Raw genomic sequence first — 14,109 nt, 5'->3', positions numbered from 1 at the left:
TTCCCTCAAAAATTGTCTCTTGAAATTTTAGATAGGGGTTAAGTTCGGATGCGTCTATTGAACAGTCTGTTTCCGGTACCGTCGTCGCATTTTCGGACATAGAATTTGGATATTTATTTGAGGCAGATTTCTTATGAAGCGGATTATGATTACCGGCGGGCCCGGCTCGGGCAAGAGCACTTTGGCGCGGATGCTGGGAGATAAAACAGGCTTACCCGTCTTCCATATGGACAAAATCCATTGGCAGGATGGATGGGTGGAACGAACGCGCGAGGAAAAGGACCGCCTTACCCACGAAGTTCATATGAAGGACGTCTGGATTTTCGAAGGCGGACATTCTCCTACTTACCCGGAGCGTGTTGCCCGCGCAGATACTTTCATTTGGCTTGATGTGCCTGTTGTGGTCCGGCTGTGGAGAGTTCTCTGGAGATCAATAAAGCATTACGGGAAAACCAGGCCAGATTTGCCGGAGGGTTGTCCTGAACGGTTCAACAGGCAGACCATTGAATTTATTTTGTTTATTTTGAGGACCCGCAAATCATCCCGAGAAAAACTGGGCACAATCCATGATAACCCATCTCCGCATCTTTCCGTTTATCGGCTGACGTCTCGCAGCCAAGTTGACGCTTTCGTGCAGGGCATTTCGACTCCCAGAGATGGGGACAGTTCAATAAAATATTGAATGCACTCATGTAAAATACGGGGTCGCCTGAGTGCGTACTACGTAGGCTGTTCAGTATTTATTAATCATAAAAATTTGCTCAAAATTAAGGCATTCTGCTTGTGGGGAAGTCCATTTGGGGAGAGTGTTCGCCATGTATCGGATAGGGGATGCCAACTGGCGACCGGTTAATCAGGGGCAAGTTGATACGCTGAAGTGGGAGTTTCAGTCTCTCATTTCGGATTTGTCAGAGCTTTTGAACAAAATCAAAATCGCATCCTCTTCGGACATTCGCTACGATGGGAACTGTGGTTGTCCGCCTCCTTCTCCTGAATACTATAAGCCTCGTGCCCAACTCATTGAACCGGTCAGAAGCGGCACAGTTGCCTTTTGGCCGTTTGGCGGGCCGCAGGAAAATTCCGATCCACTCAATGATTGGTTCTCTGGCAGGCAAAGCTATCAAGATTACATCAAGGCTTTTTTGCCGGTTGGCGGTTATTACCTGCCACTGACCTCGGCCGCGCCGGGACAGCCGTTGCTGCGCTTGTTTGACCCTTCCCTTGGGCGCGATCGTTTGACTGACCCAACCCTTCCCAGTGCGCGCGAGATTTCCAACGCTGTTGTTCGCCAAGATGGCGATATTCGCAATTCAAAAGGGCTTTCCGACCTCTTTTGGGCGTGGGGTCAGTTTTTGGACCATGACATAACCCTCGTTCCAACGGATAAGAACCGGCGCGCCGACATTGCCGTGCCAAGGGGGGATCCGGCTTTTGACCCGCAAGGCCGGGGCGATGTGACAATTCCGTTTGAGCGTTCTCAAACAACCAAAGGAAAAGGTGGTGGCGCGCCAATTAACTCCATCACGGGGTTGATTGATGGCTCGATGGTGTATGGCTCCAGTAAAGAAGAAACCGACCACTTGCGGTCCTTTGAAGGCGGCAAACTCCGTACCAGCGCTGGAAATCTGCTGCCAGTGGATGAGAAAGGGCGATTTGTTGCCGGGGACGAGCGCGTCAACGAGCAGCCGAGTCTGACCTCCCTTCACACGATTTTCATGCGCGAGCACAACCGCATTGCCGACCAGCTTGCCTGTCAGAACCCGAAACTGAGTGACGAGCAGATTTTCCAGCAAGCGCGAAAGATCGTCACCGGTCAGATTCAGTCCATCACCTACAATGAGTTCTTGCCCTTGATGCTTGGCTCAAATCAGGCGGGTCGTCAGTTGCAGCCGGGAGCGCGCGTTGATCCGCAGATTTCAAATGCGTTTGCTACGGCGGCCTATCGTTTTGGGCATTCCATGGTGAACAGCACCATTCCGATTACCGATGCGAACGGAAGTGTTCGCAATGTGGCGCTGCGCGATGCTTTCATGAATCCGGATCTGATCAAAGAAAACGGTGTGGACGGGGTTTTGCGAGGTCAGTCGCGCAATGTGGCGCAGGCGCTTGATCCGTTTATCGTTGAAGATCTGCGATCTGCGCTGTTCGGGCGCCCCGGTGAAGGCGGTTTGGACCTTGCTGCACTCAATATTCAAAGGGGACGGGACCACGGGCTGCCCAGTTGGAATGATGCGCGAGAGGCGATGGGGCTGCGCCGCATAACGAGTTTCAATGATCCGATTTTTCCGCCTCACATCGCGCAAAAACTGGCATCTGTTTATGACCATCCCGATCAGGTGGACATGTGGATTGGCGGGCTGGCAGAGAAACCGATTGGCAATGCCCTTGTCGGGGAGAGCTTTGCGATCCTGATCAATGATCAGTTCAACCGGCTGCGCGCTGGTGATCCCAACTTTTATGAGTGGTCACTCAGTCCACAAATGGCGAGTTGGGTGCATAATACACGGCTTGCTGATGTCATTCGCCGCAACACCGATATCAAGGATATTGACCGAACCGCAATGGTTGCAACGGATGATTGGTATAGTTAGCGCACCGATTTCGGATAGTTGTGAATTTTAGCACCCGCAATTGGTCGCTTCCAAATTTTCTACCGTTTTTGAGTTCCCGGCCATTGGTCGGGTTTTCTTTAAGTGTTTGAATTTAATTTCGTATGCTGGTTTTTAAATAATTGTGCTCGCGATTTATTACTACGTAGGCGGGTAGGTATTTGTTTACCATACAACCGGCTGCTGTTTGGTGGTATGATCACTTTAAACAATTCAGAGGAGTGTGAATTATGCGGACTCCGGAAATTGAACCTCGTCATCGGCGCGCAAACTCGGTCGCGAGCCTGAAGCACGACTTTCCCCATCTCCTTTCCGAAATGGAAAAACACATGGTGGCCGGAAAACGGATGGCTTTGGCCTCCCGGTTTCCAAAGGTCCTTAGTGAAATTGAGGCGTCGGAGGAAGGCGAACCAACAGCCCGTTTTGCGACCGTTGCTATTCCTGATGCCAAGCCTGTTTTTTGTAAGTTTATGAACCCGGCTCAGAATGCGGGGCAACTGAGTAACTGGGTTCCCGGGTCTCAGAGTTATCAGGACTATATTGAGGGTTTTCTACCAGCAAGCGGGAGCTTTCTGCCGCTTCGGTCGAGATCGGGAAACAGGCTTGAGGCGACCGGATTTGGGTTGCCGAAAGACATGAAGAAAGGCTTCTCCCTCGGGTCAGCCTTTGGCGAGCAGATTAAATCGCTCAGAACAGAATATGTAGGCACAGGCTATTTTGTAACCGGCGTCGGGTTTCAATCAGTCCCGGTCATGATTGCTTTCATGGTCGGCTAGGCGAAAATCTCGCGTTCACTCAGAACTAGGTCATTCAGGAACTCAAGCGTTGCCGTAACGGGGCGCAAGGGGCGAGTGCTTTCATGAGACACCGTCCAATAGGCCCGTTTTACCTCAATATCCGGCAAGAGCCTGACCAGATCAGGATCTGATCGAGCGATGAAACTGTGCAGAACGCCAATTCCGGCACCTGCACGGACCGCTTCGGTCTGGCCAAGCGCTGAGGCGATTTCAAAACGTGCTGACCAGTCTTTTGCAAAGTCAGCCGCGTAGTTCAGGGCCTGCGAATAAATCAGATCTTCCACTGCGCCAATCAGGCTGTGGTCCTTCAAGTCCTTGAGCGTTTCAGGGGGAGGGCAGGTGTCCAGATAGGAGCTGGAGGCATAAAGGCCGAGTGAATAGTCGGTCAGTTTGCGGGCAATCAGGCGACCATGCTCTGGCCGTTCTACGGTGATGGCGATATCAGCTTCTCGCCGAGACAGGGAAAAGGATCGCGGGACGGGGACCAGTTGAACTGTTAGGTCCGGGTGTTTTTCTGTCAATTGGCCAAGGCGGGGCGCTAGAAACGCAACGCCGAAGCCGTCCGGCGCGCCGATACGGACAGTTCCCGAAATGCTGACCTCGTCATCGGCAATCTCGGCTTCCGCCGCCAGCATTTCCGCCTCAATGGCTTCTGCGCGCGGCAGAAACCGGCTGCCCTTGTCGGTCAAAACGCAGCCGGAGGTGGAGCGCTCGAACAGTTTGACGGAGAGATCCTCTTCCAGAGAGGTCAAGCGACGGGCAACCGTTGCGTGATTTAGGCCAAGCCGCCGACCCGCAGCCAGGATTTGCCCGGTTCGTGCAACACTCAGGAAAACCCTGACATCATCCCAGTTCATGTTCAATCTCGAAGGTCAGTGTGTAAGGCACTGTAACAACTCCTGAAACAGCAATGCCGTGATGAAATTCAGTCGTCGGATATGACCGGGCAGCGCATAAAGTGCCAGTCGGCAGAAAGGTCTCGCTCGTCCAGCGCGCTTTTGAGCCGGTCACTGATGAAAAAATCACCGTAAATTGTCTCGTCCCACCACAGGTCAGGACCTCCCAATGCCTCTTTGGAAAAGACCAATTTGGCCGGTTTGGGTCTCCTCCAGTGAACACTCAACATGTCTTGGGCCATTTGATCGAACCCTTCAGATCGCTCTCTCAGAAAGGCATCTTTCTTGTTCCCCTGACTGAGATAAAAGAAGTCTCCGGGGACTTGCGTTTCGCGGTCGGGATGCCAGAGCCGTACTGGATAAAGCGCACCTTCACCCATATCAAAACTCCGCACGACTTCAGCACTTTCACTAGCCAACATAATGAAACCGTTGGAAAAAATTTGGGCTGTTCTTTCGGTATGAGCTAGCGGAAACTGGTCAGGGCTTGGAAAAAGGGCTTCTGGGAAACGGTCTCGTGGCAGAAACCAGCCAACTGAAGATTGACGCATTGATTTCAAGATGGGTTCCGGAGTTTTCCCGCCAGATTCCAGAGTCTCCAAAGCTCGCCAAGCACGTGCATTCGAAGGATCTATATGCCCATGTACAAGCCAAATACACGGTTCGGAAGTCTGCTCATTCTTCTTGGTCATCGATTTTCCAGTCGGCTCTTTCGGGCGCGTAGTTCACCTTGGTTAGCTTTGGATACTCGCATTTTGTATTCATCCAAGCCTTCAACGTGTCACGATACAAATGGTGTTGCTATAAAAAACGCACAACGGATGCGGGATATACGGCCTTGTAATCGATAAAAATGCAAGGCAAAACAAAATCAGATATTTGGCTGCGGGAGGAGGAGTTTTCCCGTTTCGCCTTCAGATAAGGGAGATCAGCACATGCAGAAGATCGGTCATTTCATTGGCGGCCAACACGTCGAAGGCGCGTCCGGCCGTTACGTCGACGTTTATAACCCGGCGACGGGTGAGGTTCAGGCGCAAGTCGCTCTGGCAACCAAGGCTGAGCTTCGTGCAGCCGTTGAAAACGCTGCTGCTGCGCAGCCTGCGTGGGCCGCTCAAAACCCGCAGAAGCGCGCCCGCGTGATGATGAAGTTCGTTGATCTTCTCAACCGCGACATGGACAAGCTGGCCGAAAAGCTGTCTTCCGAACACGGCAAAACCTTTGTCGACGCCAAGGGCGACGTACAGCGCGGTCTGGAAGTGATCGAATTCTGCATCGGCGCGCCGCATCTGCTCAAAGGTGAATTCACCGACAGTGCAGGGCCGGGCATCGACATGTATTCCATGCGTCAGCCGCTGGGCGTTGTTGCCGGTATCACCCCGTTCAACTTCCCGGCCATGATCCCGCTCTGGAAGATGGGGCCGGCCCTTGTTGCTGGTAACGCAATGATCATGAAGCCGTCCGAACGCGATCCGTCCGTTCCGATGATGCTGGCAGAACTCCTGAAAGAAGCAGGGTTGCCGGATGGCGTTTTGAACGTCGTCAATGGTGACAAGGAAAGCGTCGATGCGATCCTTGACGACGACATCATTCAGGCTGTTGGCTTCGTCGGCTCTACCCCGATCGCTCATTACATTTATCACCGGGCTGCCGAAACCGGGAAACGGGCCCAGTGCTTCGGTGGTGCCAAAAACCACATGATCATCATGCCGGATGCGGATCTGGATCAGGCAGCAGATGCGCTCGTTGGCGCCGGGTATGGCGCAGCAGGTGAGCGCTGCATGGCGATTTCCGTTGCCGTTCCGGTTGGCGATGAGACCGCTGATCGCCTGATCGAAAAACTGGTTCCGCGTGTTGAAGCACTCAAAGTTGGTCCTTGGACCGCTGGGGACGACATTGACTTCGGGCCGGTCGTGACCAAAGCCGCGCAGGAAAACATCCTGCGCTTGATCAACTCCGGTGTTGATCAGGGTGCGAAGTTGGTTGTCGACAACCGTAACTTCTCCATGCAGGGCTATGAGAACGGTTTCTTTGTCGGTCCGCATCTGTTCGACCACGTCACCAAGGACATGGACATCTACAAGACCGAAATCTTTGGTCCGGTCCTGTCGACCGTGCGCGCCAAAACCTATGAGGAAGCTATCGGTCTTGCGATGGACCACGAATACGGCAATGGCACTGCGATCTTCACCCGCGATGGTGACACGGCGCGCGATTTTGCCAACCGGATCAACATCGGCATGGTCGGCATCAACGTGCCGATCCCGGTGCCGCTCGCCTACCACACTTTCGGCGGCTGGAAGAAATCCGGCTTTGGCGATCTGAACCAGCATGGTCCGGATGCGTTCAAGTTCTACACCCGGACCAAGACTGTCACCTCACGCTGGCCGTCCGGCATCCGGCAAGGTGCGGAATTTTCTATTCCGACAATGAAATAACCGAGCCCACCAAGCCGGCGCAGACCGGCGGCGTGTAAACTCAAAAAGGCGGTGCTGGTGCATCGCCTTTTTTGTTTTTGGGCGAAGGGTTACTGGATTAGGCCGCTTCGGTGGCCTTTTGGCCATAAACTGTCTGGTCTTCAAAGTAGTGACACATTGTCACCATGGCATCGATTTGTTCCATGACGGCCTTGCAGCGTGCGTCGCTGGTGAACTTTTCTGACCCCGCTTTAGCAGCCTCCAGGCTCTCCCACATGACCACATCGGTGAACTGGTTCGCATCCTCGCTGCCTTCATAGGCAGCCCAGGACAGGAAGCCATCATAGGATTTGACGAAGTTCTGAACTTCCCGGCGGACCCGGCGTGCGTCCTCGGCGTTTTGGACTTTGTAAACGACGAGTTCGAGGCATGGTTTGGTCATCTAATTGGTTTCCTTGTTTATTATCTATGCCCGTTTCAGGCCGAGACTGTTTAGCAAGGGCCTGCTGACAGCGTTCTGTCAGCAATGAGTTTTTGTTCCCAATTCCTTTTTGGATAAAAAAAGGCCGGCGAAACGCCGGCCAAGTTAACGAGAATTTCGAACCTGTCAGCCCTCGTGGACAAGCGCTGACGGACAAAATGAATCGAAAGCAAAATCATCAAAAATGACTGGCTGAAATTCAGCCCCTTCGATTTGGGCATCTAAATCACATGTCAGATTTTTGTACACCACCGATTCTAATGGGTAACTATGCGGAATATTTGATTTTTTTCGTACGTGCTTTGTCCCCCATACGGGGTAGAATATTTTGACTGGATTGATTAGTTTCCCCCTTCGGGACAGGAAAACCGGTTTGGAGTACGAGCCTGAAATGACGAGTGAGGGCAGGGGCGCGACGCTGGATGTGGCACATTTACGGGTGGCAAGGCTGCCTGGATGACGTCATCTGCCAACGCTCGGACACTTGGAATGGAAACGCCTTTAGCAAATGAGATTGCTGAGGAAGACGCAACTCCAACTACAGATAAAAACTGGCCGCTTTCCCCATCTGACAGAGGTGCATTGAAAAAAGTTGGCCTTTTGGTGTGCCTTAGTGATGTGATTTGGGTGGCGCAAGCCGGGATAATCGCTTGGGTGGCCGCAGGGCTTTTGCACTATGGGCTTGCCGGTGAGCACGTGGCGTCAGAAGGTTTCGAGATTGGTGTTGCCGACCTGACATATGCTGCCATTGGCTTTTGTCTTCTTGCGTATGTTCGGGCCTGGTTGCAATGGGCCTCCGCAAAGCAGGCGAGTGATGTTGCTCGCAGCGCGAAGCAGCGCATCCGCAAAGAATTTCTCAACACAATTACATCGACTTCACCAGCTGCTCCCATGCCAGACAGTGGAACGGTTTCCGTCCATTTGGCGGAACACGTCGATGCGTTGGGGCCATATATCAGCCGGTTCTATCCGCAGATGTTTCGGGTCAAGGTCGTCCCGCTCGTCATATTGGCGTGCATTGTGCCGTTCAGCTGGTTAGCGGCGGTGATCCTGCTCGTGTGCGGACCAATTATTCCGTTCTTCATGGCGCTCATTGGCATGCGGGCAAAGGCGGCGAGTTCGCGCCAGCAAGAAGAAATGGCGAGCCTTGGAAGCACCTTGCTGGATCGGGTGCGGGGTCTGGAAACATTGCGCTTGTTCGGCGCCCTGCAGCGTACCGTTGATGATGTAGAAGCAAGTGGCGAGCGTTTCCGGCGGGGGACGATGCAGGTGCTGCGCATAGCCTTTCTGTCCTCCACAGTGTTGGAGCTCTTCAGCGCTCTGGGGATTGCTTTTGTTGCAGTTTATGTCGGCTTTTCCCTGTTGGGGGATATTTCCATCGGGACTTGGAGTGCGCCGCTTGGGTATTTTTCCGGGCTCTTCATTTTGTTGCTTGTGCCGGAGTTTTTTGCCCCTTTAAGATCCTACGCACTCGCCTATCATGATCGCGCTGCCGGACTTGCGGCGAGCGAAAAGTTACGCGGCCTGATGGAGGGGCTCGCGGGGGCGTCGGGTCATCCGGCTTTGGAAACGAAGTTGAGCAGCCCGGCGTCCAACTCTTCTTCGAATGAACAATCTGCCGGTGGCTTGAGCGCGCCGCATATTCAAGTCACTGGCTTGAGTTTCGCGCATGGAGCGAAGCCTGTCCTGGACAATGTGTGTTTCGATCTGCCTGCCGGGCAAACATTGGTTATCACTGGGGAAAGTGGCGCTGGAAAAACAACGCTGTTGGACTGCCTTCTGGCGTTTCACACTCCAGATGCAGGTTTGATCAGCGTTGATGGCACGGACCTTCGCTCCCTTGATAACGATAAATGGCGTCAATTGCTTGCCTGGCTGGGGCAAGCTCCACGGCTTTTCCATGGTTCTCTGCAAGCAAACCTTCGGCTGGCAAAAAGCGATGCCAGTCAGGACGAGATGCAAGCCGCACTGGAATTGGCTGGTGCAGGGCAACTGTTGGCGCGACTACCGGCCGGTCTCAAGACCCAACTTGGGGATGACGGGTTTGGCCTGTCGGTTGGCGAGGCCCGCCGGGTTGCCTTGGCAAGGGCAGCGCTTCGCACCGATGCCAAACTGTTTCTGGCAGATGAGCCAACCGCCGGCCTTGATGCAGAAACCGCAAGTGATGTGATCTCAGGGTTACGTGAACTCGGAAAGACCCGGACCATGCTTATCGTCACGCATGATCCCAAGTTGCTTGATCTTGCAGATCAGCACATCGTCCTGACAAGGAGTACGGCATGACCGCGCTCCTGAACATTATCAAACTGCAGTTTGCGCATGACCGGATGCGGTTTATCTCTGGCTTTTTGATTGCGCTCATTCCGGTTGTGGCGGGGCTGGCGCTGCTTGGTGTCGCCGGTTGGTTCATCACAGCTGCCGCTGTTGCCGGACTGACAGGTGTCTTCCTGAACATATTCGTCCCCAGCGCTCTTATCCGCGGGCTGGCAATTGCGCGCACAGCCGGGCGGTACGGTGAGCGGCTGCTGACCCATGATGCGACGTTTCGGTTTCTCGCCAATTTGCGGGTTCAGGTTTTCAAGGGGGCTGCGGCAGAAGCCCTGCTTGGGCGTAAACTGACCCGCAGTGCAGTTGTCATGAACCGTTTGACCTCGGACGTGACGGCTCTGGATGCGATTTACCTGCGACTGGTTGTGCCGATAGTGGTGGCCATTCTGACGGCTGTTCTGGCGGCTGTTGCGCTGGGGGCGCTGACCATTTTGGCCTTGTTGCCGCTTGGAGGGTTTCTTGTCATCGTTGTCGCACTTTGCCGCGTGCCAGCTGGGCGGCGAGATCGCAATACTGCTCGTCGTCAGGAAGCTGCTGTTGATGCTATCCGCGTTCGAACTGTCGATCTGGTTGCTGGTCGGCGAGACCTTTCCATTTACGGGGGAATGGAGGCAGCTTCCGGCAGTGTAGAGACCGCATCTGATCGCTTGAAAGACGTTGAGGCCCAACAAGGGAACAGATCCGGTCAGCTCAGTGCTTACGCCTTTTTGGCCGGGCAACTGTTGTTTGCGGCGCTTCTGGTGATGTTGGGTCAACTTGCGCTCAGCGGGGAACTCACCCTTGCTTATGTGATTGGCGGGCTTTTGTTTGCCCTTGCATTGCCTGAGGTATTCGCAGCTGTTTTGCCGGGGGCCTTGAGCCTCGCGCGCACCCGCCTTGCGTCAAACCGTATTTTCAAAGGGGTAACTGAAGCCTCGCGGTTCGATCAGCATTTTTCCGACCAGGTGTCCGTTCAGGCGGACAAGGCGGGCTCCGACCAGGCCTTGGTTTTTGAAAACGTTGTCTATCGTTATCCGGCTGCTGAAGAACCGGTTCTGACGGATTTGTCTTTTTCCGTTGCAGCGTCGGAAGTGGTTGCCCTTACGGGGCGCAGCGGCTGCGGCAAGAGCACGGTTTCCAGCCTTGCCTCTGGTTTACTTTTGCCTGCCAGCGGTACAATTCGGCTTCTTGGGCTGCCCCTTCAAGACTGGAGTGAAGCTGATTTAAGGGCACATGTGACGGTGCTGAGCCAACGGCCTTATCTCTTCCATGGAACGATTGCCAAGAACCTGCGGATCGCGAACCCGGCCGCGTCTGATGAAGAGTTGTGGGAGGCTTTGGAAGCGGCAGCGCTTTCAGACAGGGGCAAGGAAAGTGCCCAGGGGCTTCAGGCCATTATCGGCGAGGGAGGGCTTGGCTTTTCAGGGGGGGAGCAACGTCGGCTCGGTCTGGCGCGTGCCTATCTCACGACGCCAAAGCTTTGGGTTCTGGACGAACTGACCGAAGGGCTTGATCCTGACACGGCAGAAGATGTTCTGGCCCGCTTTTTCGCTTTCAAAGGAGAGGCGGCTGTTCTCATGATTGCACATAAGGCGTCGGAAATAGCCCGAGCGGACCGAGTTCTCGCACTGACCGAAGGCGGGCAAATCATTCAATCTTGATGCCTGCTGCCTTAATTTGAAAGCTGCCATAAAAATTATAGCCAACTTCCGTAAGAGGTGGCTATGCTATTGCAGCTTTTTGGACATCGTGTGATTTGTTGCAATCTTGGGTGTCCTTGTGCCCTGACCCTGATGTATTTTATGCATTACCTGCTGGCTGATAAAAGGAAATGGGATGGAACTCTCCGTCGTTGAGCTTTCTCGGCTCCAGTTTGCGATGACTGCGCTGTATCATTTTTTGTTCGTTCCCCTGACGATTGGGTTGTCCATCCTGCTGGCTGTGATGGAAACGGTCTATGTGATGACGGGTCGAGAGATCTGGAAGCGCATGGTCAAGTTCTGGGGCACCCTGTTCGGCATCAATTTTGTGCTGGGTGTCGCAACCGGTTTAACGATGGAGTTCCAGTTTGGTATGAACTGGGCCTATTTCAGCCAATATGTGGGTGATGTTTTCGGTGCGCCACTGGCCATTGAAGGGCTGATGGCATTCTTCATGGAAGCCACCTTTGTGGGGCTTTTCTTCTTCGGCTGGGACAAGTTGACAAAGCGCCAGCACCTTGCTGCCACCTGGGCTGTGGCGCTCGGCACAAACCTCTCAGCACTCTGGATCCTTATTGCCAATGGATGGATGCAGCACCCGGTAGGGGCAATGTTCAATCCGGATGCCATGCGCATGGAAGTGACGAGCTTCTACGAGGTACTTTTTAACCCGGTGGCGCAGGCCAAATTCGTGCATACGGTGTCAGCAGGATATGTGACGGCGGCGCTGTTCGTGATCGGCATTTCATCCTGGTATCTCTTGAAAAACCGGTATCTCGACCTTGCAAAACGCTCCATCGCCGTTGCGTCGGCCTTCGGTTTTGCTTCGGCGCTGTCCGTTGTCGTTCTAGGTGATGAAAGCGGTTACGAGGCAAACTTAAACCAAAAGATGAAGTTGGCGACGATTGAAGCGATGTGGGAGACCGAGCCCGCGCCAGCGTCGTTCAATGTGATTGCCATCCCGGACATGGAAAAACGGGATAACCTCTTTGCCATTGAGGTTCCCTATGTCATGGGCCTGATCGCCACCCGCTCGCTGGATACCCAAATTCCGGGCATCAAGGAGCTGGTTGAGGAGTCCAAGGACCGTATCCGACAAGGGGCCATTGCCTGGGATGCGCTTCAGAAAATTCGGGCCAATCCCAAAGATGTTGACCCCGATGTGCGGGAGACGTTCATCCAGAACCAGCATACGCTGGGCTACGCCTATCTGCTGATGCCCTTTACCGACACCCCATTGGAAGCCACCAATGAGCAGATTGATGCGGCCGCTTGGTCCGCAGTGCCCAATGTTTGGCCAATGTTTTATGCTTTCCGGATCATGGTGGCTTGCGGGTTCTTTTTCATCCTCCTTACCGCAGTGATCTTCTACTTTTCTTCCTCTGGGCGGCTGGATGATCTGCGAACGCGTTATCGGTGGATCTTGCATATTGCCGTTTGGTCCATCCCCTTCCCCTGGATTGCCTGCGAAATGGGGTGGTTCGTGGCTGAATACGGCCGCCAGCCTTGGATCATCGAAGGCATGCTGCCCACATCTGCAGCGGTATCGAGCTTGAGTGTCTGGGAAGTGATGATCACTCTGGCTGTGTTTATCGCGCTTTATTCCACGCTTTTGGTGATTGAGGTGAGTTTGATGCTCAAGGCAATCCGAAAAGGGCCGGAGGACGGTGAAACGCCGCGTAGCCCTCAGATTGCACCCGTCTCACAAGCCTTCCCGGCAGCTGCGGAGTAAGTGTCATGATCCTTCACGAACTTATCGATTACTCCACTTTGAAAATGATCTGGTGGCTGTTGCTCGGCATTCTGCTGATTGGATTTGCCGTCACAGATGGTTTTGACATGGGAGTGGGAACCCTGTTGCCTTTCCTCGGTGAAACCGACACGGAACGACGCGTTGCCATCAACACGATTGGTGCGACATGGGAAGGCAATCAGGTCTGGTTTATCTTGGGTGGAGGGGCAATCTTTGCTGCCTGGCCTCCGCTTTATGCCATCAGCTTCTCTGGCTTTTATCTGGCCATGTTTATCGTGCTTGCGGCGATGATCCTGCGACCGGTGGCCTTCAAGTATCGGTCCAAGCGTCCGGATCCGAACTGGCGCTCTGGTTGGGATTGGGCGTTGTTCATCGGCTCCAGCGTTCCGGCCCTTGTTTTTGGCGTTGCCGTTGGCAATGTGCTGCTGGGTGTGCCGTTCCGCCTCGATCTTGACCTTCGTATGACATATGAGGGGTCTTTCTTTGACCTGTTCTCACCGTTTTCACTGCTCTGCGGGCTGTTGTCGCTGTCCATGCTGGTGATGCATGGCGGTGCGTGGCTTGGTCTCAAAGCAGATGGTGTGGTGGCTGAGCGCGGGCGGCGCTATGGCAGCTTTGCGGCTATCATGGTGCTTTGCTTGTTCGCCCTCGGTGGGTGGCTGATTATGAATGGCTACATCGTTGGCTATCGCATCACGTCTGATGTTGACCCGAATATGCCTGCCAACCCGCTTTGGACGGAAGTTGCACGCGACCCATCAGCCTGGATGCGAAACTTCCACGCCCACTCCATTTTCTGGATTGCGCCCGCGTTGGGGTTCCTTGGGGCGTTCGGGGCTTTGATCGGCCTTCAATCACGGTTTGAAAAGCTGACCTTCTTTGCGTCGAAAATGTCGGTGTTCGGCATTATCTCAACTGTCGGCGTTTCGATGTTTCCCTTCATTCTGCCAAGCTCTGTTCAACCGAATGCATCGCTCACGGTTTGGGATGCGGCTTCCAGTCACGCCACGCTGTTTAACATGCTGGTCGCGACGGTGATTTTCCTGCCCATCGTGCTTGCCTACACTGCATGGGTTTATCGCGTCCTATGGGGCAAAGTGGATGAGCGCACCATCGAAGATAACAATCACACGGCCTACTGAGGAGCAAAGA

11 protein-coding genes are annotated in these 14,109 nt (G+C 54.0%); 8 read left to right on the top strand and 3 right to left on the bottom strand.

What is annotated here, in order from left to right:
- Positions 1-133 precede the first annotated feature (133 nt).
- The 3 genes from TRICHSKD4_RS18060 to TRICHSKD4_RS18050 all read left to right on the top strand — a co-directional run bounded on the left by TRICHSKD4_RS18060 (position 134) and on the right by TRICHSKD4_RS18050 (position 3,385).
- Positions 134-682 carry an AAA family ATPase gene (locus tag TRICHSKD4_RS18060; RefSeq protein ID WP_009468347.1) on the top strand — a complete coding sequence of 183 codons (549 nt, stop codon included), beginning with the start codon at positions 134-136 and terminating at the stop codon, positions 680-682.
- 133 nt (positions 683-815) lie between these two features.
- Positions 816-2,591 carry a peroxidase family protein gene (locus tag TRICHSKD4_RS18055; protein ID WP_009468346.1) on the top strand — a complete coding sequence of 592 codons (1,776 nt, stop codon included), beginning with the start codon at positions 816-818 and terminating at the stop codon, positions 2,589-2,591.
- A 248-nt stretch (positions 2,592-2,839) separates the two neighbouring features.
- Positions 2,840-3,385, top strand: a complete 546-nt coding sequence (locus TRICHSKD4_RS18050) for a hypothetical protein (protein WP_009468345.1) — start codon at positions 2,840-2,842, stop codon at positions 3,383-3,385.
- Here the strand turns inward: TRICHSKD4_RS18050 and TRICHSKD4_RS18045 are convergent.
- Both TRICHSKD4_RS18045 and TRICHSKD4_RS30335 read right to left on the bottom strand, forming a co-directional pair.
- Positions 3,382-4,263 carry a LysR family transcriptional regulator gene (locus TRICHSKD4_RS18045; protein ID WP_009468344.1) on the bottom strand — a complete coding sequence of 294 codons (882 nt, stop codon included), beginning with the start codon at positions 4,261-4,263 and terminating at the stop codon, positions 3,382-3,384. The two genes, TRICHSKD4_RS18050 and TRICHSKD4_RS18045, sit on opposite strands and share 4 nt — an antisense overlap.
- A 68-nt stretch (positions 4,264-4,331) precedes the next feature.
- Entirely contained in the window at positions 4,332-4,682 is a 351-nt protein-coding gene (locus TRICHSKD4_RS30335) for a hypothetical protein (protein WP_009468343.1), read from the bottom strand.
- A 555-nt stretch (positions 4,683-5,237) separates the two neighbouring features.
- On the opposite strand from TRICHSKD4_RS30335, the gene TRICHSKD4_RS18035 reads away from it, so the two are divergent.
- On the top strand, positions 5,238-6,737 hold the full coding sequence (locus TRICHSKD4_RS18035) for a CoA-acylating methylmalonate-semialdehyde dehydrogenase (RefSeq protein WP_009468340.1): 1,500 nt from the start codon (positions 5,238-5,240) through the stop codon (positions 6,735-6,737).
- A 97-nt stretch (positions 6,738-6,834) separates the two neighbouring features.
- Here the strand turns inward: TRICHSKD4_RS18035 and TRICHSKD4_RS18030 are convergent, their stop codons facing one another.
- Positions 6,835-7,158 (bottom strand): hypothetical protein, encoded by a 324-nt coding sequence (locus TRICHSKD4_RS18030; RefSeq protein WP_009468339.1) that lies wholly within the window; start codon positions 7,156-7,158, stop codon positions 6,835-6,837.
- Positions 7,159-7,686: 528 nt separating this feature from the next.
- On the opposite strand from TRICHSKD4_RS18030, the gene cydD reads away from it, so the two are divergent.
- From cydD to cydB, 4 genes are all read left to right on the top strand, one after another.
- Positions 7,687-9,480, top strand: a complete 1,794-nt coding sequence (gene cydD, locus TRICHSKD4_RS18020) for a thiol reductant ABC exporter subunit CydD (protein WP_040617210.1) — start codon at positions 7,687-7,689, stop codon at positions 9,478-9,480.
- The gene (gene cydC / locus TRICHSKD4_RS18015) at positions 9,477-11,165 is read left to right on the top strand and encodes a thiol reductant ABC exporter subunit CydC (RefSeq protein WP_009468336.1); all 1,689 of its coding nucleotides are present in this window, start codon (positions 9,477-9,479) and stop codon (positions 11,163-11,165) included. The genes cydD and cydC overlap by 4 nt, the downstream gene beginning before the upstream one ends.
- Before the next feature lie 175 nt (positions 11,166-11,340).
- On the top strand, positions 11,341-12,936 hold the full coding sequence (locus tag TRICHSKD4_RS18010; protein WP_009468335.1) for a cytochrome ubiquinol oxidase subunit I: 1,596 nt from the start codon (positions 11,341-11,343) through the stop codon (positions 12,934-12,936).
- 5 nt (positions 12,937-12,941) lie between these two features.
- Positions 12,942-14,099 carry a cytochrome d ubiquinol oxidase subunit II gene (cydB, locus tag TRICHSKD4_RS18005; RefSeq protein WP_009468334.1) on the top strand — a complete coding sequence of 386 codons (1,158 nt, stop codon included), beginning with the start codon at positions 12,942-12,944 and terminating at the stop codon, positions 14,097-14,099.
- Positions 14,100-14,109 lie beyond the last annotated feature (10 nt).

The organism is Roseibium sp. TrichSKD4 (genome assembly GCF_000148725.1).
GTDB lineage: Bacteria > Pseudomonadota > Alphaproteobacteria > Rhizobiales > Stappiaceae > Roseibium.
Note: the sequence above shows the minus strand (reverse complement) of the source record. Positions and strands in the feature narration are given on the sequence as shown.

Bases quoted from the DNA above. Each gene is read 5' to 3' on its own strand.
- TRICHSKD4_RS18060 (WP_009468347.1), top strand. From the start codon at position 134: ATGAAGCGGATTATGATTACCGGCGGGCCCGGCTCGGGCAAGAGCACT.
- TRICHSKD4_RS18055 (WP_009468346.1), top strand. From the start codon at position 816: ATGTATCGGATAGGGGATGCCAACTGGCGACCGGTTAATCAGGGGCAA.
- TRICHSKD4_RS18050 (WP_009468345.1), top strand. From the start codon at position 2,840: ATGCGGACTCCGGAAATTGAACCTCGTCATCGGCGCGCAAACTCGGTC.
- TRICHSKD4_RS18045 (WP_009468344.1), bottom strand. From the start codon at position 4,263: ATGAACTGGGATGATGTCAGGGTTTTCCTGAGTGTTGCACGAACCGGG.
- TRICHSKD4_RS30335 (WP_009468343.1), bottom strand. From the start codon at position 4,682: ATGGGTGAAGGTGCGCTTTATCCAGTACGGCTCTGGCATCCCGACCGC.
- TRICHSKD4_RS18035 (WP_009468340.1), top strand. From the start codon at position 5,238: ATGCAGAAGATCGGTCATTTCATTGGCGGCCAACACGTCGAAGGCGCG.
- TRICHSKD4_RS18030 (WP_009468339.1), bottom strand. From the start codon at position 7,158: ATGACCAAACCATGCCTCGAACTCGTCGTTTACAAAGTCCAAAACGCC.
- cydD (WP_040617210.1), top strand. From the start codon at position 7,687: ATGGAAACGCCTTTAGCAAATGAGATTGCTGAGGAAGACGCAACTCCA.
- cydC (WP_009468336.1), top strand. From the start codon at position 9,477: ATGACCGCGCTCCTGAACATTATCAAACTGCAGTTTGCGCATGACCGG.
- TRICHSKD4_RS18010 (WP_009468335.1), top strand. From the start codon at position 11,341: ATGGAACTCTCCGTCGTTGAGCTTTCTCGGCTCCAGTTTGCGATGACT.
- cydB (WP_009468334.1), top strand. From the start codon at position 12,942: ATGATCCTTCACGAACTTATCGATTACTCCACTTTGAAAATGATCTGG.